This is a genomic window from Alteromonas confluentis, assembly GCF_001757105.1.
GTDB lineage: Bacteria > Pseudomonadota > Gammaproteobacteria > Enterobacterales > Alteromonadaceae > Alteromonas > Alteromonas confluentis.
This window is the reverse complement of sequence record NZ_MDHN01000031.1, coordinates 23,813-45,507: the sequence shown is the minus strand read 5'-3', so window position 1 is coordinate 45,507 and position 21,695 is coordinate 23,813. Positions and strand designations below refer to the sequence as shown.

The 21,695-nt window shown below is 46.8% G+C and carries 20 protein-coding genes and 1 other RNA gene; 5 read left to right on the top strand and 16 right to left on the bottom strand.

The window, feature by feature from the left end:
* The first annotated feature begins 92 nt into the window (after positions 1 to 92).
* A complete protein-coding gene (gene istA / locus BFC18_RS13985; RefSeq protein WP_070125211.1) occupies positions 93 to 1,586 on the top strand; it encodes an IS21 family transposase in 1,494 nt (497 codons plus the stop codon).
* Entirely contained in the window at positions 1,583 to 2,332 is a 750-nt protein-coding gene (gene istB, locus BFC18_RS13980; RefSeq protein WP_070125210.1) for an IS21-like element helper ATPase IstB, read from the top strand. The genes istA and istB overlap by 4 nt, the downstream gene beginning before the upstream one ends.
* A gap of 1 nt (position 2,333) precedes the next feature.
* Here the strand turns inward: istB and BFC18_RS13975 are convergent, their stop codons facing one another.
* The 5 genes from BFC18_RS13975 to BFC18_RS13955 form a co-directional block, all read right to left on the bottom strand.
* On the bottom strand, positions 2,334 to 3,014 hold the full coding sequence (locus tag BFC18_RS13975) for an integrase arm-type DNA-binding domain-containing protein (protein ID WP_211481034.1): 681 nt from the start codon (positions 3,012 to 3,014) through the stop codon (positions 2,334 to 2,336).
* A 224-nt stretch (positions 3,015 to 3,238) separates the two neighbouring features.
* The gene (locus tag BFC18_RS13970) at positions 3,239 to 3,814 is read right to left on the bottom strand and encodes a hypothetical protein (RefSeq protein WP_070126184.1); all 576 of its coding nucleotides are present in this window, start codon (positions 3,812 to 3,814) and stop codon (positions 3,239 to 3,241) included.
* A 10-nt stretch (positions 3,815 to 3,824) separates the two neighbouring features.
* A complete protein-coding gene (locus BFC18_RS13965) occupies positions 3,825 to 4,709 on the bottom strand; it encodes a DUF4747 family protein (protein WP_070126183.1) in 885 nt (294 codons plus the stop codon).
* Between the two features lie 31 nt (positions 4,710 to 4,740).
* A complete protein-coding gene (locus BFC18_RS13960) occupies positions 4,741 to 5,802 on the bottom strand; it encodes a site-specific integrase (protein WP_083273102.1) in 1,062 nt (353 codons plus the stop codon).
* On the bottom strand, positions 5,799 to 5,981 hold the full coding sequence (locus BFC18_RS13955; protein WP_070126182.1) for an excisionase: 183 nt from the start codon (positions 5,979 to 5,981) through the stop codon (positions 5,799 to 5,801). Before BFC18_RS13955 ends, BFC18_RS13960 begins: the two co-directional genes overlap by 4 nt.
* Before the next feature lie 71 nt (positions 5,982 to 6,052).
* On the opposite strand from BFC18_RS13955, the gene BFC18_RS13950 reads away from it, so the two are divergent.
* Positions 6,053 to 7,015, top strand: a complete 963-nt coding sequence (locus tag BFC18_RS13950; RefSeq protein ID WP_070126181.1) for a hypothetical protein — start codon at positions 6,053 to 6,055, stop codon at positions 7,013 to 7,015.
* Positions 7,016 to 7,052: 37 nt separating this feature from the next.
* Here BFC18_RS13950 and BFC18_RS13945 read toward each other — a convergent pair whose 3' ends face one another.
* From BFC18_RS13945 to BFC18_RS13905, 9 genes are all read right to left on the bottom strand, one after another.
* Positions 7,053 to 7,466: an SEC-C metal-binding domain-containing protein gene (locus tag BFC18_RS13945; protein ID WP_070126180.1), complete on the bottom strand. Its 414-nt coding sequence runs from the start codon at positions 7,464 to 7,466 to the stop codon at positions 7,053 to 7,055.
* A 35-nt stretch (positions 7,467 to 7,501) separates the two neighbouring features.
* A complete protein-coding gene (locus BFC18_RS13940; RefSeq protein WP_139139021.1) occupies positions 7,502 to 9,142 on the bottom strand; it encodes a replication endonuclease in 1,641 nt (546 codons plus the stop codon).
* 167 nt (positions 9,143 to 9,309) lie between these two features.
* Positions 9,310 to 9,667, bottom strand: a transfer-messenger RNA (tmRNA) gene (gene ssrA, locus BFC18_RS13935).
* Positions 9,668 to 9,857: 190 nt separating this feature from the next.
* Positions 9,858 to 11,918, bottom strand: a complete 2,061-nt coding sequence (locus BFC18_RS13930; protein WP_070126178.1) for a YncE family protein — start codon at positions 11,916 to 11,918, stop codon at positions 9,858 to 9,860.
* A gap of 219 nt (positions 11,919 to 12,137) precedes the next feature.
* A complete protein-coding gene (locus tag BFC18_RS13925; RefSeq protein WP_070126177.1) occupies positions 12,138 to 12,872 on the bottom strand; it encodes an anti-sigma factor in 735 nt (244 codons plus the stop codon).
* Positions 12,869 to 13,402 carry an RNA polymerase sigma factor gene (locus BFC18_RS13920; protein WP_070126176.1) on the bottom strand — a complete coding sequence of 178 codons (534 nt, stop codon included), beginning with the start codon at positions 13,400 to 13,402 and terminating at the stop codon, positions 12,869 to 12,871. The genes BFC18_RS13925 and BFC18_RS13920 overlap by 4 nt, the downstream gene beginning before the upstream one ends.
* 140 nt (positions 13,403 to 13,542) lie before the next feature.
* On the bottom strand, positions 13,543 to 13,764 hold the full coding sequence (locus tag BFC18_RS13915) for a VF530 family protein (RefSeq protein WP_070126175.1): 222 nt from the start codon (positions 13,762 to 13,764) through the stop codon (positions 13,543 to 13,545).
* A 149-nt stretch (positions 13,765 to 13,913) separates the two neighbouring features.
* The gene (gene dld, locus BFC18_RS13910; protein WP_070126174.1) at positions 13,914 to 15,611 is read right to left on the bottom strand and encodes a D-lactate dehydrogenase; all 1,698 of its coding nucleotides are present in this window, start codon (positions 15,609 to 15,611) and stop codon (positions 13,914 to 13,916) included.
* A 94-nt stretch (positions 15,612 to 15,705) separates the two neighbouring features.
* Entirely contained in the window at positions 15,706 to 17,409 is a 1,704-nt protein-coding gene (locus BFC18_RS13905) for an L-lactate permease (protein ID WP_070126173.1), read from the bottom strand.
* A gap of 165 nt (positions 17,410 to 17,574) precedes the next feature.
* On the opposite strand from BFC18_RS13905, the gene BFC18_RS13900 reads away from it, so the two are divergent.
* Positions 17,575 to 18,486 carry a LysR family transcriptional regulator gene (locus tag BFC18_RS13900; RefSeq protein WP_070126172.1) on the top strand — a complete coding sequence of 304 codons (912 nt, stop codon included), beginning with the start codon at positions 17,575 to 17,577 and terminating at the stop codon, positions 18,484 to 18,486.
* A gap of 10 nt (positions 18,487 to 18,496) precedes the next feature.
* On the opposite strand, the gene BFC18_RS13895 is transcribed toward BFC18_RS13900, so the two are convergent.
* The gene (locus tag BFC18_RS13895) at positions 18,497 to 19,558 is read right to left on the bottom strand and encodes a DcaP family trimeric outer membrane transporter (protein WP_245680392.1); all 1,062 of its coding nucleotides are present in this window, start codon (positions 19,556 to 19,558) and stop codon (positions 18,497 to 18,499) included.
* 311 nt (positions 19,559 to 19,869) lie between these two features.
* On the opposite strand from BFC18_RS13895, the gene BFC18_RS13890 reads away from it, so the two are divergent.
* Positions 19,870 to 21,210 carry an NADH:flavin oxidoreductase/NADH oxidase family protein gene (locus BFC18_RS13890; RefSeq protein WP_083273101.1) on the top strand — a complete coding sequence of 447 codons (1,341 nt, stop codon included), beginning with the start codon at positions 19,870 to 19,872 and terminating at the stop codon, positions 21,208 to 21,210.
* Here the strand turns inward: BFC18_RS13890 and smpB are convergent.
* Positions 21,155 to 21,634 carry an SsrA-binding protein SmpB gene (gene smpB, locus BFC18_RS13885; protein ID WP_070126187.1) on the bottom strand — a complete coding sequence of 160 codons (480 nt, stop codon included), beginning with the start codon at positions 21,632 to 21,634 and terminating at the stop codon, positions 21,155 to 21,157. The two genes, BFC18_RS13890 and smpB, sit on opposite strands and share 56 nt — an antisense overlap.
* Positions 21,635 to 21,695 lie beyond the last annotated feature (61 nt).

The following is a 21,695-nucleotide window of genomic DNA, read 5'->3' as shown; positions in this document are numbered from 1 at the left end:
TATAGAGCGACAATTAACTTGAACGGTTGAGCGACAACTATCTTGACCGGTTGTTCTGTTAAGGTTCGACACGACAATTCGAGGAGAATGGCGTGTCGGGAACTCACATCACAGAAAAACAAGTCAGGTTATATATGAAGTTTCGAAAGGATTTCACGCAGGAAGTTGCCGCCAGCAAAGCGAACATTTCTGTCAGTTCCGCCAGACGCATAGAGAACGGCCGTCACCAACCTAAAAAAGCCCACCGTCATTGGCGCACCCGGCCCGATCCCCTTGAGGCAGTCTGGGAGAGTATTGTTATCCCCCTTCTGAAGCAAGATAAGCTAATTACGCCAGTGGGCGTATTTGATTATTTGTGTGATTCGCATAGCGATCAGTTTCCTACCTCAGCGCGACGTACACTTGAGCGCAGAATTAAGAAGTGGCGACAATTACACGGTGGTGCTCAGGACGTAATGTTCTTACAGCACCACGAGTCAGGTTTATTGGGTATTTGCGACTTCACGCATGTTAAGTCTCCGGTCACTATCGGGCATGAGCCGTGTAAGCACATGTTGTTCAACTATCGCCTGGCCGCCAGTGGCTGGCACTACAGTCATGTAATTTATGGTGGTGAGAGCTTCGCTGCCTTCTCTGATGGGTTACAGAATGCCTTCAGAGCCAGTGGCGGCGTCCCCAAGGAAGTCCGCACCGACAGCTTGAGTGCAGCGTACCGGAATCATGATGATGCCGGTAAATTTACAGAACGGTATGCTTCACTGATGGCACATTATGGTTTTACCGGCACACGCAATAACACCGGTGTCGCGCATGAAAATGGCGTCATCGAGTCCAGTAATCGCCATATTAAAGCGCAGCTTGAGCAGGCGCTGCGCATTCGTGGCTCGTATGACTTTAATTGTCGCGACGATTATGAAGACTTTATCCGGCAATTAGTGGCGAGACGAAACAAACGCATTAATACGGCATTTATTAAAGAGCAGCGACAATTACAGCCACTGCCGCCGGCGGGCAGCGTCAATTACTCAACCGAATATGTGCGCGTCTCGCGCACCAGTACCATCAGCATTAAACGCGTCACTTATACCGTGCCTTCGCGTCTGGTAGGCAGTCGCCTGCGGGTGCAAGTGTATGATGACCGCTTAGCTCTATATCTCGGTCATGAGCTGACCTACACCTTAGAGCGGGTATATACCACGGGCACCGCGCGTAAACGCAGCGTCAATTACAAACACGTTATTGATGCGTTAGTAAAAAAGCCTCAGGCCTTCCGGTGTTCACAGTGGCGGGATGAGTTATTACCTAATGAGGATTACCGGAGTATCTGGCAGTACGCTAATGGCAATATGAAGGCTGATGATGCCTGTCGCTATATCGTCAGAGTACTTCACCTCGCGAGCAAGGGGGATAATGAAGTCAGGCTGGGTCGCTTCATTATGCAGCAACTGAATAGCGGCCGGTTACCCAGCTTGTTCGACTGTCAGGAACGCTTCCAACAGCAACCTCGCCACATCCCCCAGCTTCAGGTGGGGCAACACCCGTTAAAGCTGTATAGCCTGTTATTACAGGGAGGGAGGCAGACATGACTAATACAGCATCCCTGCCACTCATGCTCAAGAGCCTGCGACTGAGTGAGTTCAGGCTCCACTGGGAGAGCCTGGCTGAAAAGGCATTGCATGAACAATGGCGGCCAGAGCACTACTTAAGTGAGTTGTGCCACATGGAGTTGTCGAGCCGGACAGACAAGCGTCAATTACGTTATCTGAAAGAATCCAATCTGCCATCAGGCAAGCATGTTGGTGGGTTCGATTTTAATGTCATTGAAGGTCTCACCAAAGCCCGCCTCCATGAACTGGCGGATAACCATGAGTGGGTAAAACACGCCACCAATCTGCTGCTGTTCGGCGCAAGCGGTGTCGGTAAAACCCATCTGGCCAGTGCATTGGGCTACAGCCTGATAGAAGCCGGAACCCGCGTAAAGTTCTATGCGGCCACCGCGTTAGTGCAACATCTGCAGGAGGCAAAACAGCACCTCAAACTCCAGGACGCACTGAACAAACTGGATAAATACCAGGTGCTTATCATTGACGATATCGGCTACGTGAAAAAGACAGAGCAAGAAACCAGTGTGCTGTTCGAACTCATTGCTCACCGGTATGAAAGGTTCAGCCTCATCATCACCTCCAATCAATCGTTCGAAGACTGGGATGCACTGTTTACTGATACCACCATGACAGTCGCAGCCATCGACAGGCTCGTGCATCACTCACACATCATTCAATTAGAGGGAGAAAGCTACCGCAGAAAAGCAGCAATAAAACAGGAAGAATAACTCAGCGACAACCGGTCAAGTTAATTGACGCCAGACCGGTCAAGATAGTTGACGTTCTATACTGGGGTTTTTTAAATGCTGCTTTGATTCCAATTAATGGGTTGGCCTGAACCAAACCACAATTGGTAGCGAAGTTCATAATCTCGTTAAGGCGTTGAGACAGACGTTTCACGGTCTCCAAGCTGCCTTTCGCTTCAATTGGCTTCAATAATTCAATAATCTGCGGTGCAGTGATAGAACTTATTGGGACTCCAGAAATAGAGGGGAAGATGTGCAGTTCCAGAGAGCGCCAAATATCAACGGCATAATCTGGTGTAACTTCGTCCCTTTTTATTTCAAACCATTCTTTTGAAACGTTGATGAAGGTGTGCTGGTGGACTGATTTATGTTCTTCTTGCTGTCGCTTGCGGTCATCTTGAGGATCTATGGATTGGGCTAGTAGCTCGTTGGCTTCAAGTGTCATCTTCCGAGCATTGGCTAGCGATAGGTCAGGGTACTTGCCCAAACTTAAGTTGGCTCGCTTACGGCTAGTGGGGCGATAGTAGTTAAAAATCCAATGCTTTGAACCATTCGGTTTAATACGTAACCGCAGCCCGTCACCATCAAACAGGTTATATTCTTTATCACTTGGCTTCGCTGATTTGATTTCTTTATCGGTAAGCCGTGTCGTTACTTTTGCCATGTTGGGTACACCAAATTAATTCAGTTTTTGCAGTGTACCCAATCGTGTACCTATAAATCAAAGAAGCCACGGGAAGCTAATGAACGTTAAAATACGCTAAGTTATTGATTTTACTGTTCTGCAGATAAAGAAAAAGACGCCCTTGGACGTCTTTAAACTATGAATTGGTGGAGCTGGCGGGATTTGAACTATTCATAATATACCGTTTTTCAATGACTTATATTCTATTTGTCGCTATTTATGTCTTCATCACTGTTCAGGTTTATGTGAACTTCATACCAACAAACTGAATGGAAAATTGCAAAAGTAGCTGCCATTGTTGCTAATATTGCATAAGTAAAAACAAAATAGCTAATGCAATAAAATATTGGCGTCATGAACAAAATGAGTTCACCGAAAGTCAAGTAAATCTCGCTCGTTGGGTCCAGCTTGAAATCATAAGCTTTGGCGATTAAAGCAATGACAATAGACATAATCTGCAAAAGTATGAAATGGACAAAAGCACAATTTACATCCATCAGTGCTGATGTCTCGCCATTCTCTTTGTGAGCTAATATTTCTTGAAACTTCTTGTCTCCAAAGGCAAGAAACATTGCATAACCGCCCAAGGAAAACCCCAGCAAGTTTGGCATAATCGAAGTAACATCGTCCCACCAACCAGCTTTGGTCCATGAGGGAAACATTAAAAAGGTTAGTACCCAAGCAGTCCAGAAAAACGGACTTGCCAATAGAGCTCTAATCCCGCCATAGTTTCGCCAATAGAGAACCAGAGCGTTACGTGAATCATCAGAAGTAGTCATTTAATCAATCTTAATTGTCAAATGTTTGAGCAATACTCTCTTTAGTTTGAATCGACTTTTCTACAAGGGTACGGCTACTATTAGAATGATCTACATCATACGTTGAATCAATGATCATTGGATGTTTTTTCGTTGAATATGTCACTACCTTATTAAGTGCATCTCTTCCTTTAATAAAGAGTTCACCCGTTTTAGCAGCAAGCCTCGAAAAAAGAGTAATTTCCTCATCTACCTCTAAACTTTCGCCTTTCTCAGCCTTATATGTTTGTTGCATCGATGCTGCGTTGATATTTTGCATTCGTTGCTTGACCTTATTTGCAGTCTTAGCAAATGTGTCAGGATTAGGCTTTCTAATATCCATCTCAATGACGGTTTTAATAGGTAATCTCATCATCTCGTTATAGACATCGGCAGAAGGAACATGTACCACATCTACATCACCAAATTTTTCTACGAGCTTTTCTGAAGCAAAAAGGTATTTGAAAAAATTTACTGCAAGTGATGGGGCTAGTCTGTGGCCGCTGACATATGATTCGTAAAAAATAAGATGTTGTTCAGGATAAAATACAAAAGTAAATTTCTGGGAGTTTGGAAATAAATTATCAGGTATTTTAACCTGACCTACTTCATCGTCAGAAGCATAGGTGTTAGTGTCTAGATTAAACCAATTTGAATCCATATCAATTTGTGTGAATTTATATATCTCCCCAAGTAAAAATTTTTCTTTTCCAAGTTTTTCTGGAGCGCATGAAGTCATCAAAATATGGGTGTCACCATAAACTTTAATGGGCTTTTTCATCGAATAAGCTGCTTCAAAAAGATCTACGTAGGTGCGCGGAGAGTGAGGATGGGTAGTAATGTTTATAGCACCATAAGACATTTTTTTTCTTTTCATTTCGATTCCGTTCTAATTTCTAATGAAGTACTTAGACAGATATCCATCGACCATATATTCTTCTAATCATTCCCCAATCTGAATGGCCCATTTGATTTGCGACCCACATTGGATTTTTACCAGAAGACAGCATCATTGATGCATAAGTATGTCGACATTGGTAAGGATATCTATATGAAATATTTAATTTTTCTAAAGTGGGTTTCCAGATGTACTTTCGTAACCCGTCAGCGTATTTGTAACCTTTCATGGTTCTTGGGTCAATGAATACTCTTTCTAGGCCGGAATATATTGTCTCTCTGATGTTTGTTAATGCGACAATTGCTCTTGGGTCAAGTTCTATTGTTCTGATGCTACCCTTAGTTTTGGGGGGCTTCTCAATCCCTCCGGTTAGATTTACTCTTATGTGCGCTACGCCACGGATTAGATCTATATCCTCCCATCTTAGGCCTAAAAGTTCGCCAGTTCTTAGACCTGTGAAAAAGGCAAACTGAAAAAATTCACGGTATGGAGTAGTGAGTTCATTTAATATTCTAGCTATTTCTGTTTGAGTAAATGGTTTAGGTTCTTTTTGTATCTGTTTATATCTCTCGATTAATGATGCAGGATTTTTCTCTAATACTTCATCAAGAACTGCACGGTTATAAATTTGTTGTAAGACATTTCTTGTTTCATTTATTGACTTACCTGACAGCAAACTTTCAGATGCCCACTCATCAAACATACTTGCCTTGAACTCGGTGAGCAACAAATGTCCCCAATTAGGCTTGATATAAGTATTGTACTTCTGCGAATAGCCACGAATAGTGGTATGCGACCAGTTGCGCTGCTTCTGCTTGAACCAAATGCTTGAGTAATCGTCAATTGTATAATTGCATCCAGAGTCGAAAGCCTTCTGAATGATTTTGCTGCTCGGGAAACGGTCAGCAATAGATTTGTCGTTCATACTGATTGCAAATTTATAAACGGCTTCCTGTTCTTCTATTCGTTTCAATGCGGCTTTGTTTTGCGGGGCAGGGATGGTTTCCCTGTAGCGCTGATGCCCCAGAGTAAAATCTATAACGTAGCCGCCTTTAACTGCTTTAACACTCACTTGCTGTTCTCCTTAAACCATTGGTAAACCATCTCGACAACGAATATCAATTTGCCGTCTGGTGCTTTGAAATAATGTTCGTTTCGTGTCCACACGCCTTTCTTGACCTTCATGTGGATCGCGCCTTTCGTGTAGCCAGTTAGTTCAGAAAGCTTTTCAGTAGTCACCATTGTGTTCATTTGTGTACCTCCGTATTAAGACGGGGCTAGCATGGTCTGAAAAGGTCTGCTACAACAGGCACAATACGGGTATGTTACGGGTAGCAAAGGAAGTGATTAGTCAGGATATTCAAGAACTTAAAGAATCTCTGCAATTAGCTGATAAGTTTTTGAATGAGAAGCTAAACCAGCAGGGAAAAGCCGAGGAGGTGCTTCATGCGATAGTCATCAAGTCTCTTGAACTCATCAATGATGAAGTATCGGTGAGGGATATTTACTTCTATTACGCTGATATTTATGCCGCTGTCTGGGGGGAGGGCGATACCGATAAGGCATCCAGAACGGTCAGGAAATATCTGGACGATATTTCAAACGACAAGCTATCTGCTAACTCAGAACTTAATAATTTTTTGGTGTCCGAAAACTGTCAGCCATTATTCCTCACAGTCGATGCATCGACAGGGGGAAAGCGTACACAATTCTACTTGATAACATGTCGACAAGTAGACGAGTCGACGAATGAACAAAGTAATAATTCGATAGAGTATGTGGCAACGAAGCTGCCTAAACCTTATTGGTGGGTTAAACCGCTCATGGAAATTAAGGTCACTGTCTGGCGAGTCTTCTGTGTTGTGGCAATCGGTGTACTTTTGAGCTGGATGGGCGTGTACTCGCTTTCGAAAGTTTTTTCCGGTTCAGTTTCGACTGCTATGGCGATAATTACTTTTAGCATTGCTGCTATAGCTGGTTATCTGATGATGCGGTTAAGCGAACTCAGCACTAAAGGTTTAACACAAATCCCTTCATTCATGGTGCCGCTGAAACAAGCTAACAGCCTTTTTACGCTTGCAAGGGATACCGTTAATGAAAAGCAGAACCTGAAAATACTTGCTGTAACTTATGAAGCAAAATGCCCCCTTTGCGGTGATAAAATTATCATCGAAAAGAGCAGGGAGTTTCACGGTAGATATGTTGGCAAGTGTGCAATAGCACCCAGTGAACATGTATACACGTTTGACCATGTAGTGAAAAAAGGACGCTTCCTCAGAGGTTAAGGAAGCCCTTTGCTACCAGTTTTTAAAGAGCCGTTGATTAGATAAATTCAGGAGGTTGTAAGAAGCGCTCAGCAGCAAACTTCTCTTTTGCTACTGACATGGCATCTTCAGCGGATGAATATTTGAAACTGAATTTCATCTGACCATATTGCCGCCCCATCACAAACCAATCGCCAGGCTTCAACATTCTGAACTGCAACATCTGGTTATGAAGGTTTGCCAGATACATATTCGCTTGTAGAACCTGACAACAAGACTGCCGGTCAAAATCCAGATTAAAAGGGGATGCTTTGAGGTACTTCCTTTTGAACCCGTAATAAATGGTCACACCGGTATAGTCCGGTTCTCCGAGAACGTCATTTGGTTCAGGTCTGCGATTTGTGAATAAACAGCAATCTTTGAGAGGTAATCCGCTGCCGCAGTTACATGGAATGCTAAGTGGTTCGTTCATTGTTTTTCTCTTTATTAGATGTTCAGTACAGTTATTTACACAAGTCCAAGATTACCTACAGCTATTGGGAACCCTCCCCGCCAAGGCGGGTCCCCTCCCAATCGCTTTCGGTGACCCCCAGAGCCTGCGTCGACCTCGCGTCCGTCCCGTGGGACGGGCGCGTTGCCGACTTGTTCTGCGGGTGACGATAAAAGCAACCAGCCTTTATCCGCTAGCGGGTGTCTGGCCGATATAGAAAGGATGGTTTTGGGTTTGCTGTTATAAGCATGTTTTGAAAGCAGGTCGGGAGAAATATCTTCAAACATGGCTTTCACCTGCTTTTCATATTCGAGAGCGAAGGGGCGTTCTACCTTGCGCTTATTGGTGCCGCCCATCATTAGTAAGTAGGCCAGCCAATCAGATGAATCCGCAGCCTGCCTAAGCTGGTCTAACTCAAAATCTTTAATTGAACCGTCGACTTTGCGAAGCTGCCGCCAGAGCGAAACAGAGGGCAGGCCGAAGAACTGAAATTGTCTGATTTTGAAGAGTGAAGCCCAAGCCGTGATTCTCGATGCGGCAACTTTTGCATCATTGCCGTACTTGTCCGTATCGAGATATTCACCGTCGATGTTTTTGCAGATGTATTTGGCAATATAGTCTTGTGCTGAACCTTTTTCCTCGCGGATTTCTTCAGCTTTGAAGCGGCTTTCTTTTGCGCCAGATTCATCACCGTCATGCTCCATTGCATAATGACGCAAGATTTCAGTTACCCGTGAAGCTTTGTCCGGTGGCATGAACAGCATTAAGTGCCAGTGAGGTGTGCCATCATGGTGGGGTTCAACGACTCGAAGGCCATACACATTGATATCTTCTCTGTCGAACTGCGCCCGTGCTTTCTGCCACTGGGTATTTAAGTAATCACTGGCATCTTTGACGGTTAGCTTCTGATATTTCGGGTTAGCTTTACCTGACTTGTAGTGGGAGTGAAACTTGGAGGGGGTAGTCAAGGTGTAGAACCAGCCGCAATCGCCCTGTAATTTTGAAAATTCCTCAGTGCCTTTAATCCTGACCATGAGTTCTGCGCGCCTGATCTTCGGGTTGGAGACATTGGCGTTGTATGCATCCAGCATTGAAATGAATTCACCATCTGCACTACAGAACCACTTATTTTCCATAAACGCATGGGCTTGTTCTTTTTCCCATTGGTGCTGGCGTAGCCTGTCTTGACTGCAATAGGTGCTTTTCGCCTGATTCACTAAATCTAACTGTCGACGGACTTCTTCCATCTTTTGTGTGGCAAGTGTTTTCAGCTTCTTAAACCAGAACTTGTCGGAGCGAAGCAGAGAAAGGGCTTCAGTCTGCGACATATCATCGGGGATGGTAAAACCATAGCGGCTGAATTTGCTGATGCAGAACTGAAAGGCAACGTCAGTCGACATGTGCGCGGTATCCCGCATACATTCTGCGGCTTTGTGTTTGGCAAAGTTTTTTAGTTCGGCGATATCTTTGGAAAGATTGAGATCAGCCACTTCCAATTCTTTATCCAATTGGGATAGAAAACGGTTGGCTTCAACGTAGCTGAATTGTTCACTAATCTTGATGTATTTGTGCGCTACATTGTAGGCGATAGGCGGCATCTTATCGAAGATGCGTTTTCGGAACAGGTGGCATTCCCGTGTACCTATTCCGCGCGTCAATTCTTCGGGCGAAGTGACAGATTGGCGACATGGAAGTACAGATTCGCGACACTCTGTAGCCCTATTTAGACCATTCGAGAACGCATGATGATTTTGATGAGACTCGCTGGAGCCAGCGTATTTAGGGGGATAGAGCGGTCTAGAGTGTTCTAGACCGCTTCTGGTATTGGTGGAGCTGGCGGGATTTGAACCCGCGTCCAGAAAATGTCTACCTTTGGTACTACATGCTTAGTTTGTCTTTTATTTAACTACTTTAGACCCCGACAAACAGGGTTCCTGGTAGCTGTCCTGATACTATTTCGCGGTTCAACCTCAGGAGAGTTTCCCTCGCTAGTCTACTTATATGACCTTCCAAAATCCTGGCTAGCAGACAGAGCTTAGGTGGAAGGGCCTATGCCGGTTATTAAGCGGCTAGTGCGTAGTTTTCGTCGTTTGCGACTATTTAAATGCGGCTTTTTAAGAGGCAAACCGCTCCTCTGCATGCACCTCCAGCTTCCTAGATCCTGTCGAATCCTAATCAGCCCCGGCGATCGCCTGTTTCCAGGTTATTCAATAACCTTGAAACAACATGTTATTGAATATTGGGTGGAGTCTAACTTATTCAAGTGTACGCCACAAATTATTTCACCTTTTGTACGTCTGTTTGCTCAAAAAGTTTACGATAGGTAAAAGACCGGCATTTTGCCGGTCTGAGTTTTGATTTACTGCGGCGTTGTTACCACAAATAAGCAGGCAGCACGGCTACCGATTCTGGTGCGGTGAAAGTTACGCTGTAATCGGGCATTACATCGCCACTAGCGGCATTCATGATGTCGTCAAAGCGCAAGATCATGCCATTGGATTTCTCGGCTACATACACGTTACCGTTGCTTACCATGATGTCTACCGGGTTACCCAGCATACTCATTGGGCCTGCAATGTTCACCGTCATGTTGGTGATTCCCTCTGCCATACCCGCATCGGGCAAGACATACAGTTTACCGTCAGTTGCACTGTCGGCACTGCCCACATCGGAAAGTACCAGAGCATCACTTTCGGCATCGTAATCAATACCGTGTATGTTAGTGGGGGCCGCGATGGCAGTGTCGTTCATTGCCGGTACGATTAAACGGTCTTCGCCAACAATTTCGCTGGTGCCGCTCATTAGCTTGCGTGTCACTTCGTCAAATACCGCCACGGTTCCGTTGGTTAAGGCTAAGAAGGCGCGGTCTGTTTCGGCGTCGTAGTCTACATCCCATGGGCGGGCGCCGTCAGAGGCGGTTAGGGTCATAAGTGGCATTACGTTGCCTGCAGCACAACCTGAGAACACGCGAACGGCTGGCGTTGTTTCATTAAAATCGGCGACAAACACTAAATTGTGCTCACTGTTTACATCCAGGCCTTTAGGTGCAACCAGGCCGGTCATATCGCCCATGATTTCACGGTCTTGCGACAAACTGAACATGCCGTCATCACGCATGGAAGCTAAACGGTTCACTACCAATAATCCGCCCATTGCCGTGTCGGTATCGTCATAAGTAACAAAGCCATCGCCGTTTACCGAATACGCTACGCTTTCAATACTCATGCTGGTATCAAACATGGCCGTTTGACTGCCCAGCGGGGCATCGAACTGTGCAATCATACCGGTGCTGTCGCCTTCGGTGGCCGGGTTGCTGCTTACACTAATGCCGCCAATGGTGCTGTCTGCCAGTGCCTGATCAGAGAAGTCCATCATGTCAGGCATCGCTTTCATCTCTACCAGGGATTCAGGTTTTACTGATGCCGTTGAAAGTGTAGGCGCGATGTCGCCACTCTCGCCGCTAAATATTTCGGTATAAACTAAAATCGCATCATTAGACTTTTCTGCCACCCGAAGAGTAGTGCCAGAAAGGATAATATCAACGGGGTTACCCAGCATGGTAGAAGGGCCTGCGATGGTGCGTGCAGGCTCTACCGCGCCATCTGCCGTTGAGGCATCGTTAATAACAAAAATCTGTCCGTCATCGGCAACGCTTGCATCACCCACATCGGAGACTACTAAACGGTCGGAATCGGCGTCGTACACTATGCCGTGGCTGTTTATTGAGATTTGGTCGCCATTGGCATCTGAAGGCACAATAATGCGCATGACTGATGGTGCAAAATCAGAACCCATTACATTGTCATACACTGCGATAGTACCGTCGGTCAGAGCGACATACATGCGGTCGGCAGCTTCATCAACGGCGACGTCCCACGGTTGAGCGGGCAGCATAATTTCTGCCACGGGCATTACGTCGCCTGCGGCCGCGCTACCAAAAACGGCGATACGCATAGCATTGAAGTCGGCCACATAAATCATGCCGCTGTCATCAGCCAGGGCAATCCCTTTTGGATTTGTCAGACCGGTATTCGCGCCCATAATTTGAGAATCGATAGATGACATCATCATGCCATCTTCGCGGCCGGCAATCCGACAGAAAGCGCCAAGCATGGGCTCGCCGCTGTCTCCAGCCTGATAAAGCGTGCCTGAACTCGACAGCACAACACCTTCGTTTGCGCCGGTTTCAAAACTGCTCAGTGTTTCACCATCCTGATTGATCCAATCTACAGTGCCGCGATTGTCATCGCCGTTATTTGCGCGGATAAAAGTGCCTGTGGTAAGTGCTGGCGTGCCGTCCTGACCGTCAGAGCCATCCATACCGTCCATTCCATCATCGCCATCGCTGCCGCTACAGCCCGCAAGTGAAACGGCGAGTAAACTGGCTAAAAGAGAATATTTAAATGGTGCGTTTTTCGTCTGTGTATTCAGCATTGTTGTCTCCATTTGTGACATGCATATTTGAAGACGCGCCTGCTTTTCTGCGTCCGTACATGAAGCCAAACGACTGACAGATCTAACTGGATGCAAAAAATATAAATATTTTTAAATTTTTATTTTTTAGAAATTTAGCAGTGTAAATGAGAGGGTGTGAGAAAACCCGCGCAAAGCCTGATTAACAGGCGTTACGCGGGTGGCTAACTAGCACAAACGCTACACAGAGAAAATATTGGTGTGATACAGCACATCGGTTGGTGAACCATTGGGCGAACCGCCTAAAGGTTCCAAACTGACAGCTAATACGGTGACGTTTTTGTCTAACAACATCTCGGGAGGAATGCGGGTAATATCCCCGTTTTTAGGCAGCAGACCAAGTGATATGGGGGCGCCGCCGTCGGCTGGGGCCATCCATAATTGGTAGTCTTTGTCTGATACCGCCGCAAGGGCGTCGGTTACTCTCACGTTTAACGAATCCCCGGAGATTTCAATAATCCACAAGGGTTGATTGTCGGTATCGCTAAAAATAGCGACCCGCTCGATGGGAGCAACAACAGGTTCACTTAGCGTAACCAGTAATACGGCCATCATGAGTGCGGCAGCAGCGGCTACACCAGAGAACAGTCGCGACTGTTTTCTTCGCTTACGTTCAAAGGCAACAATATTGTCGTCAGAGGTGCCGTCTGATGAAGAGGGCGAATTGGCGCTTTCAGTTACCGATGCAGGGTCGATTTGCGCACAAATTGCTTCCCATACGCGGGGAGGGGGCTTCACGGGGGGAACACGTTGATTCAGCCCGCCCAGGTACTGCTCCCATAGTGCGGTGGTTTCAGCAATCAGTTGATACTGCATCATCAATTTCTGATAGCGAGCTCTGGCCTTACCACGCAGTGTGCCAAGCACATACTCCGCGGCCAGCGCGTTTCTTCGTTGTTCATTCAGATAGTTCATAATGACAGGCACCTCTGCAAACTTTGTAATCCGCGGCGGATCCAACTTTTGATAGTGCCGAGAGGTGAGGCCATATGCGCCTCTACTTCTTGATGAGATAAACCGTTAACATAAGCCAAATGAATCGCCTGTCGCTGTGAAGGCTCAAGCTCTCCCATACAGGCTTCGAGCTTTTGCAGTTCCGCATCGGATAAGGCGGATTCATCTGTAGAAACGGGGGAGTGGGTGTCTTCCGACAAGTCCACTTCATTACGCACTTTGTGATAGCGCATCAAGTCCAGTGCACGGTAGCGAGCGATGCTAAGCATCCAGGTAAACACCGTGCCCTTACCACGCTGATATTGCCCGGCGTTGTGCCATATTTTTATATATGCATCCTGAATGGCTTCATCAGCCAATTCCGGTCGCTTCAGCATTTTTAACGCCACTGCGTACATTTGCGCACTGGTTAAGTTATAAAGTTCCGCAAATGCTGTTTTATTCCCGTTCGCCGTTTCACACAAAAGTGGAAACAATGTTTCGTGCTCCATGAAATCCCAGTTCCCGCTTCGGTCGATTATTTACACAGTATTAACGTTTTATCTCTCCACTATCAAGTTAAACGTTCAATAACCAAACGATTCATCGGCGACTTTGGATGCACTTTTTTGACAAACGAATTGAGTCGGCGCTACTCACAAAACGTTTCGATATACAACGCCTCGACTTTCGCTCTTGCCCATGGCGTACGTCGCAAAAATTTAAGCGAGGATTTCACTGACGGATCGTTGTAGAAGCAGTTTACCTGAATGCGGTCGTGCAGCCCGTCCCAGCCGTAATGTTCTTGAAGACTTGTTACGATTTTCTCAAGGGTTAGGCCGTGAAGCGGGTTATTGGGTTGCTGCTGGCTCATAAAAGCGTGGTCCGATAATAGCTGAAAATGGCTATTGTAGCAGAACTGCAGGGCTGTGCCTTAGGTGGCTGGCAGCGCAAACATAAAAGGCTTATCTCTTGCCGATAAGCCTTTATAGAATGACGTTCGCCAACGTGGGCTAGGGCATCTTAACAACACGCACAATTGCGTTTTGTTTTTTTCATTTTGCCCACACCGGGGTTAAAGGTATTAGTGGGGTCGAGACTGCGATAAAAATCTTGCAGACCGTCTTCAGCTTTATACAAGTGGCCCACGTTGTGTTCTGCCGGGTATTTAGCACCGCGAGTATCGAGCAGTTCAAGCATGTCGGCTTTTACTTTATTGGCGTCGGCGCCTTTTTTCAAAATGTAATCCTGATGGAAGACATAGCAGAAAAAATGACCGTAGTAGAGCGACATCTCAATGTTATCGGCAATGTGCGGCGGCAGCTTTTCCACCCAATCGACATCGTTACGGCGCAGTGCAATGTCTAATGCAAGAATGTCACCCACGTCTTTTTGATGCAGTAATTCATAACGAATCGCAGCCCCGGCGGCTGCAAAGCGGTGCAGAAAAGCGGCACTGGATTCATCGCCATCACAGGTAAAGTAATCACCGGCTTCTGGGTTCCCGCCAAAATACTGCTTGAGGTACTGCTCGGCTTCGGCAATGCCTTCATCACTCATTTTAAGCAGTAAGTGATGTTCGTATTGGTTACGAAAAGCCATCATTCGGTCGGGCAAATGCTGCGGAAACAGTTTCGCTATGCCTTGCATTACCCGATCGGTAAGAAACTTTGGTAACCAGGACTGCTTATTGAGCACAGCATCAATACGGCCCTTTAATGCGAACATTTTTGGAAGCTTGTCGGTACCCAGGTGTTTAACAGCCAAAAAGGTGTCTTTTCCGTACTCACGGGCAATATCGAAAATGTCCCGGTGAAGATATTCGCCTACCTCTGGCAAATTCTGAAAATTGCTCAAAATGTCACGTCGAATGGTGGTTAGGGTATCTGGATTATTTGTACCAATGTAGAAGGTTTTTTCTTTACCCGATACCGGATACGTATCTAAACGTACTGCAAACACAGCGAGTTTGCCGGCACAGCCGCTGGCTTCATATAGGCGCGATGTATCAGCATTGAAGCGGCTCGGTGTGTCGGCGTTAATATCGCGAACACGTTGCTGATAGTCGGTGGCACTGGCTTTCTCGGTGTGTTCAAGAGTATCTAGCTGAAAATTTTCGTTTTCCAGGTTTGTAAGCATTTCCTCTGGCGAATCGCCAAGCTCTACGCCCAGGTGATTCACAATTTCAAGTTTGCCGTGCTCGTTCACCCGGGCAAATAGCGAAAGCTCGGTATATGCCGGCCCTCGTTTAATAAGTGCACCCCCCGAGTTATTGGCGACACCACCCACAATAGATGCGCCTAAGCAGGACGAGCCGATAACCGAGTGAGGCGCGCGATTAAGGGGCTTTAGTGTCGTTTCGAGTTTATACAAGGTGGCGCCTGGAAACGAAATGACTTGCTCGCCGTTGCCCAATACTAACAACTTGTCCATGGCAAGGGTGTTGATAACAACCACGTCGCGGTCGTAATCGTTACCGCTCGGCGTTGAGCCTTCTGTTAAGCCTGTTTTAGCCGCCTGCATAATGATAATGCAATTATGGTCGACGCAGATCTCCAGTACCTTCCACAACGCGACCAGCGATTGAGGAAATACCACTGCCAATGCCGTTCCCTGACCAGATCGCCAGCCTGAACGATAGTGTTCTGTTCGGCGATCGCCGGTAGCCACATATTCTTCAGTTAACAGGTGAGTCAGTTTGTCGACAACGGGGTGAGACATAAATGCTTCTCCTTGTGCTCCGGCCTTGTGCCGGAGGCTATGGTTGAATCTTATTGAAAAACGCGTGAGTTCGCCAATGTGGTTGCAAATAAGTTCATTGTGCCAGCGGACCGGTTAAGTTCATCACGTAGAGGGCGAACAGTGCTAATACACCTGATACAAGTACATAATAAAACGTTGGCAATAGGGTTTTGCGAAGTGTGGCGCCTTCTTGTCCTAGTAATCCAACGGTGGCACTCGCCGCAACCACATTATGAATGGCAATCATGTTGCCGGCAGCGGCACCGACGGCCTGGCACGCAATAATAATGGCGGGAGACAATTTTAAGCTCATCGCCACTTCATACTGAAACTGGCTGAACATCATGTTTGAGACGGTATTGGAGCCCGCGATAAATGCACCGAGTGCGCCAATGGTCGGGCTGACCAATGGAAACGCATTACCCAGTAAGTCTGCAAATAATTGTGCGCTGGCCATCGGCATACTGGGTAAATCCGAGAGGTTTACGCCGGAATTGATGAATAGGCGTACCATAGGAATGGTGAACATCAATACGAAACCGGCGCCAATCAGCGTTTTTGTCGACTCTTTTAATGCGTTGGTAAGGGCAAGGCCTCGTTGTCCACTTTTGCCTTGTAACGCGACTGCAACCAGCGCGGCGATCAATAATAAACCACCTGGTAAATAAAGCGGGCTGAAATCCGCATTGACGCCGGCTTCACCGAGAATGTTCTTTGCACCAATGCTAATGCTAACAAAGGCCGACTTCACCTCTGGAAATACCCGAGACACCACAAGCAGGGCTGCCACAACCAGGTAAGGCACCCAGGCGACAAACTGCGACATAGGTTTGTCTCGGGCAACATCGTCGGCGCTTATTTCTACTTTGCCAGACCAATCGGCTGGCCAAGTGGATTTATCGTCAAAATCCCAATGCGTTTTAGGTAAAAGAAATCCGGCTTTTGCGGTTTGAACCACAATAGCCAGGCTTACTAAACCACCAATTAACGAGGGGAATTCAGGGCCTAAATAAATGCCAGTTAGCGCATAGGGCAGGGTAAACGCCAGGCCCGCGAAAATGGCGAAGGGGGCTGCGGCGAAACCTTCTTTCCAACTACGGTTTTTGCCAAAAAAGCGGGTCATCATAATAATCATAAACAGTGGCATAAAGGTGCCAACAATACCGTGGATAACCGCGACATTGGTGGTGATTAATTGCAGGAATTGTTCCCACGTCCAGCCTTCTTGCACTAATTGTTGCGTGATGGCAGTGCTGTCTAAACCATTGTTCACACCTATAATGATTGGCGTACCGACAGCACCGAAAGACACCGGCGTACTTTGAATCATCATGCCTATCATGACGGCCGCGAGAGCGGGAAAACCCAGGGCAACCATCAGCGGGGCAGCTATCGCTGCCGGCGTGCCGAATCCGGAAGCGCCTTCCAAAAAGGTGCCAAAACACCAGGCAATGATGATGGCCTGAATGCGTCGGTCTGGCGAGACAAAGGCAAAACCCTGACGAATGGTTTGAATGGCGCCGGTAAATTTCAGCGTATTAAGTAGGAATATGGCACCGAAAACGATCCACAGCACCGATACGGTAACAATCAAACCTTGTAGTACCGATGCCACAACCCGGTTTACAGACATATCCCAACAGGTTAAAGCCAAAACGGCGGTAACCGCCAATACAACGGGCATTGCTTTTCGCGCAGACCATTGCAGGCCGAGTAATAGCAATGCTGAAAGGCCAATTGGCGCCAGCGCCAGTAAGCCAAGAGCAGTAGGGCTCATACTTTATCTCCTTCGTTCTTATACTTTCGCTGCTTCGGTAAATGATTAAGGTTTATTGTTAAGCACCGGTTAACAGCAGGTAAGTGACTCTACATTCACTCTCGACAGAGATATATATTCAGACGTATTATGATTATTTCCTTTTTTGCATAAATAGAGACTGCCATGCCTCAGCCCAAAGCCGACGATATGCTATTGTTCGTTTACGTTGTAGAAGAAGGCTCATTTTCCCGGGTTTCAGTGAAACATGAAATTACCATGTCGGTAGTGAGCAAGCGGATAGCGCGGCTGGAAAAGGCGTTAAACGTGCAGTTACTATACCGTACAACCCGTAAATTGAGTTTGACCGACGCCGGCCAGGCGTTGTACAAAAAAGCCAAAGTGGCCCAGGAAGCGTTGCAAGATGCTCAGGATGTGATTGCCGGTTACGGCAGTGATGTGCGTGGTAGAATTCGAATTACCATGCCCGTTGTTAGCGCTAATTTGGTGTTGAATCACGCGTTAACAGAATTTTGCGAACAATATCCGAATGTACGGGTAGAACTTAAAATAACCAACCGCTTTGTCGATATTATCGATGAAGGCTTCGATTTGGCAATTCGTACGGCACAACTTGAAGATTCTTCTTTGATTGCCCGCAGGTTAATCGACTCCGACTGGATCGTGTGCGCAAGTCCCGGTTATCTACAAACGTACGGCCGCCCGCAACATCCTGACGATCTCGCATCGCATCACTGTTTGATATACAAGTACGAAGGTTCGGGCCCGGATAACTGGTCATTTGTTTTAGACGGGAATGAGCATCAGGTGCAAGTTCAGGGGCGATTTCAGACGAATACATTAGATTCTATAAAACAGGGGGCGCTTGCAGGATTTGGCATTGGCTATTTGCCCCGTGCGCTCATTCATGAAGAACTGCTTTCTGGGCAGGTTGAAAGTGTGCTGCATGAATATATTGGTAAAAAGTTGGGCATTTACGCGGTGTATCCGAAAAGTCGGCAACCAGATAAAAAACTGAATTTGCTAGTAGAGCACTTTCGCAACGCATTGCTGCGAAAGCGCGAGTATTTCAGTTAATGAAACTCACTTAGAAAGTGAACTTTGCAGACAATTGCAGGTAGTTTGAATCGATGTCTTCAATGGCGGCATCTTTGATGGCGTAGTTACCAATTTCAACACCAACATCCAGATGCTTCGTTACCGAGTCAATCAGGTTAACGCCCCAGTGAGCGCGCTTTAGTTCAGTCACATCGGTTTCTGCGGTGCCGTAAAAAGCAGTTGAACGCATGCTCTCATTCCAGAAATGGCGGTAAGCAACGGTAAACGCCGTGGTTTCTTCTACCACGATCTCGTCGGTACGCGGGTCGCGAACGATATCATTCACCATAGCTGCGGCGGCATAGCGGCCTAAATCACCCGAGGATACCTGGAACCGCAGATCATCTTTACCGAATGTGGGAATGGCGCCCGACATTATAAATGCGGTACCGGTTTCGTCGATGCCACCCTGATCGATAATACGAACCAGAGCGCCAAATGACAGGCTTCCCCAATCTTTATTCAGGTTGTAACGAGCTACGAAATCCGGGGTATCTTCATCGGGATCGGCTTGATCGCCGGTTAGGCCCAACGCGCTTGACGGTGCGCCAATATCACCGTCGCCCCAGGTTTCTGGGTTTTCAATAGCAAACTGCCAATTGCCCGTGGTATAGCGAACCTGAACCGCGCGAGAGAATACTTCGCCTACGTGTGGTCCGCCAAAGTCTAAAGCTTCGGGCAGCGCTTTCAACGGCATGAAGGTTGACCAATTCTGACCAGCCATCCAATTTTTATATTTGATGTAAAAATGGCGCAGTCGAACGTTAGATGAGTTGCTAACAATCTCGTTGCCGCCACCGCCATAGAAATCTATTTCCATGTAACCGGTCACTTCACCGTGTTGCACCGTCATGCTCAATCGCGATTCTTTTACGTTAAAGCCGGTAGTAGATGTATCAGTTGGTTCGCCGCCGGGGAAATTACCAACCCAATAATCCTGATAGGCGATATCACCGTTTACGTGACGTACATCTACCTTGGCATAGCCACCGATAGATACTTTGGTGATGTTGTCGCCAGAACCGGATGAATACAGTTCTATTGCTTGCAAATTTGAACTTGTAAAGAGACCGCAAAGGGTGATTGATAAGAGCGTTGGCTTGATGAGATTTTTCATTTTTATACCAAATTTCGTTAATGGAAAGTTGGCGATGTAATTTACGGGTGAACAAGCATGATAAATAGTCTAGTAATCGATAAAGATTGTTTCCAAAAATGACCTAATAAAGTTTACTATTTGAACGTGATCGACCAGTTGTACAGGATTGCGGACGATAACGGTGCCACTATTCACGTCGATTTACATGAATCTAAATGCAATTTGCTTTAAAGTGTCGTGGCTCAAGCGACAGATATGGAATCATGCAGCAATCACACTTCAGTCCGGCGTTACCCTTCACACTCCCATGTGGGCAGACTGTTAAAAACCGAATAGTTAAAGCAGCCATGGAAGAAAACATGGCTGGCTGGGATCTCCAGCCGGATTCTGCCTTATATTCTCTTTATCGATATTGGGCGCACGGCGGTCCAGGTATGATAATCACCGGCAATGTGATGATAGACAGGACTGCGATGACAGGCCCTGGCGGTGTGGTAATGGAGCCGGATACGTCGCTTATTGCTTTCGAAAAATGGGCAAAGGTGATGAAGTCAGGCGGCGCAAAGGCGCTCATGCAACTTAACCATCCCGGACGCCAAATGCCTTCTCAGTTTGGACGCACTGCCTTAGCCCCGTCTGCTATAGCCTTAAAACTTGGCCGCTACAGCAAAAAATTTGCCCGACCTGTTGCTATGTCTTGCGAACAAATCCATCGGGTAACCCATCAATTTGCCATGGCCGCCAAGCGCGCAAAAGATGCCGGCTTTGATGGCGTACAAATTCATGCCGCTCACGGGTATTTGCTCAGTCAGTTTCTTTCGCCGTTATCCAATCAGCGCGAAGACGAGTGGGGAGGATCGCTGCAAAATCGTGCCCGTTTCCTCATAAATGTTGTGTGTCAGGTGAGGGCATTGTGCGGTAACGACTTCATTGTGTCGGTGAAACTCAACAGCGCAGACTTTCAGCGTGGCGGGTTTTCCGATGATGACGCGGTGGAAGTGGTTAGCAAATTGAGTAAGTTAAATGTTGATTTCATTGAGTTGTCTGGCGGCAACTATGAGTCGCCTGCAATGCAGGGAACGGGAGATATGTCATCGGCCTTGAAGCCAGAGGCGTACTTTATGGCGTTTGCCGCCCGCATTGCGCAACATTCTGATGTGCCAGTGATGACAACCGGTGGTATTACGCAACTAAAAACCGCAGAACAAGTACTTGAAGCCGGATACGATTTTGTTGGTATTGCCAGTGCATTGGCATTTACACCCGATTTAGTAAAGAAATGGCAACAAAATCCGGATTACGCCGGCGTTAAACCGCATTGCGATTGGCAGGATAAAACCCTGGCGTCATTGGTGAAAATGGCAAAAGTAAGACGTCAACTTCGCCGCCTGGGAAATGATTTTACTACCATGCACAACCCCACGGCATTGTGGAGCTTGTTCTTAGACGTTATCCATAAACGAAAAATGATGAAGTTGTACCGGGCTTATTGTGTTGAACAAACCAGTACAGAAAAGCAAGAAACGCACAGCGAGCAGCCCGAAAAGGCTACACGCTATGTTTCATCACACGTTGTTTCTGGCGTTCCCAGTCGCGATCTTTGATTGAATCACGCTTGTCGTGGTCCTGTTTACCTTTGGCGAGGTAAATCTCCAGTTTTACCCAACATTTTTTCCAGTACATGGCAGTAGCCACAATGGAATAGCCCTGTCTTTCACGACCACCAATTAAACGATCGAGTTCTCGTTTGTTCAGCAGTAGCTTACGGGCCCGCTCGGGTTCACAAATAACATGAGTGGAGGCTTGGTTAAGCGGTGTAATCCGGCAACCTACCAGCCAGGCTTCACCATTCTGCATAATGATGTACGCGTCGGTAATGTTCACTTTACCTTCACGAATGCTCTTGAGCTCCCATCCCTGCAACGATACACCTGCTTCGAATTTGTCCTGCAAGTGATAGTCATGACGTGCTTTTTTATTCAGCGCGATGGTGCCCGTGGAGTTCTGATTTGATTTATTCTTTTTCATGCCCGCTATTATACCGATTGCAACTAAAATGTCTTTTCTTTCCGGTTCGGACAGCGCTGCC

Excerpts from the sequence above, each read along its gene's own strand:
- BFC18_RS13930 (WP_070126178.1), bottom strand. The coding sequence starts at position 11,918 with ATGCTGAATACACAGACGAAAAACGCACCATTTAAATATTCTCTTTTA.
- istB (WP_070125210.1), top strand. The coding sequence starts at position 1,583 with ATGACTAATACAGCATCCCTGCCACTCATGCTCAAGAGCCTGCGACTG.
- BFC18_RS13950 (WP_070126181.1), top strand. The coding sequence starts at position 6,053 with ATGTTACGGGTAGCAAAGGAAGTGATTAGTCAGGATATTCAAGAACTT.
- BFC18_RS13890 (WP_083273101.1), top strand. The coding sequence starts at position 19,870 with ATGCAGCAATCACACTTCAGTCCGGCGTTACCCTTCACACTCCCATGT.
- BFC18_RS13920 (WP_070126176.1), bottom strand. The coding sequence starts at position 13,402 with ATGGAGCACGAAACATTGTTTCCACTTTTGTGTGAAACGGCGAACGGG.
- BFC18_RS13975 (WP_211481034.1), bottom strand. The coding sequence starts at position 3,014 with ATGGCAAAAGTAACGACACGGCTTACCGATAAAGAAATCAAATCAGCG.
- BFC18_RS13955 (WP_070126182.1), bottom strand. The coding sequence starts at position 5,981 with ATGAACACAATGGTGACTACTGAAAAGCTTTCTGAACTAACTGGCTAC.
- smpB (WP_070126187.1), bottom strand. The coding sequence starts at position 21,634 with ATGAAAAAGAATAAATCAAATCAGAACTCCACGGGCACCATCGCGCTG.
- BFC18_RS13970 (WP_070126184.1), bottom strand. The coding sequence starts at position 3,814 with ATGACTACTTCTGATGATTCACGTAACGCTCTGGTTCTCTATTGGCGA.
- BFC18_RS13945 (WP_070126180.1), bottom strand. The coding sequence starts at position 7,466 with ATGAACGAACCACTTAGCATTCCATGTAACTGCGGCAGCGGATTACCT.
- BFC18_RS13905 (WP_070126173.1), bottom strand. The coding sequence starts at position 17,409 with ATGAGCCCTACTGCTCTTGGCTTACTGGCGCTGGCGCCAATTGGCCTT.
- dld (WP_070126174.1), bottom strand. The coding sequence starts at position 15,611 with ATGTCTCACCCCGTTGTCGACAAACTGACTCACCTGTTAACTGAAGAA.
- BFC18_RS13900 (WP_070126172.1), top strand. The coding sequence starts at position 17,575 with ATGCCTCAGCCCAAAGCCGACGATATGCTATTGTTCGTTTACGTTGTA.
- BFC18_RS13925 (WP_070126177.1), bottom strand. The coding sequence starts at position 12,872 with ATGAACTATCTGAATGAACAACGAAGAAACGCGCTGGCCGCGGAGTAT.
- BFC18_RS13915 (WP_070126175.1), bottom strand. The coding sequence starts at position 13,764 with ATGAGCCAGCAGCAACCCAATAACCCGCTTCACGGCCTAACCCTTGAG.
- BFC18_RS13965 (WP_070126183.1), bottom strand. The coding sequence starts at position 4,709 with ATGAAAAGAAAAAAAATGTCTTATGGTGCTATAAACATTACTACCCAT.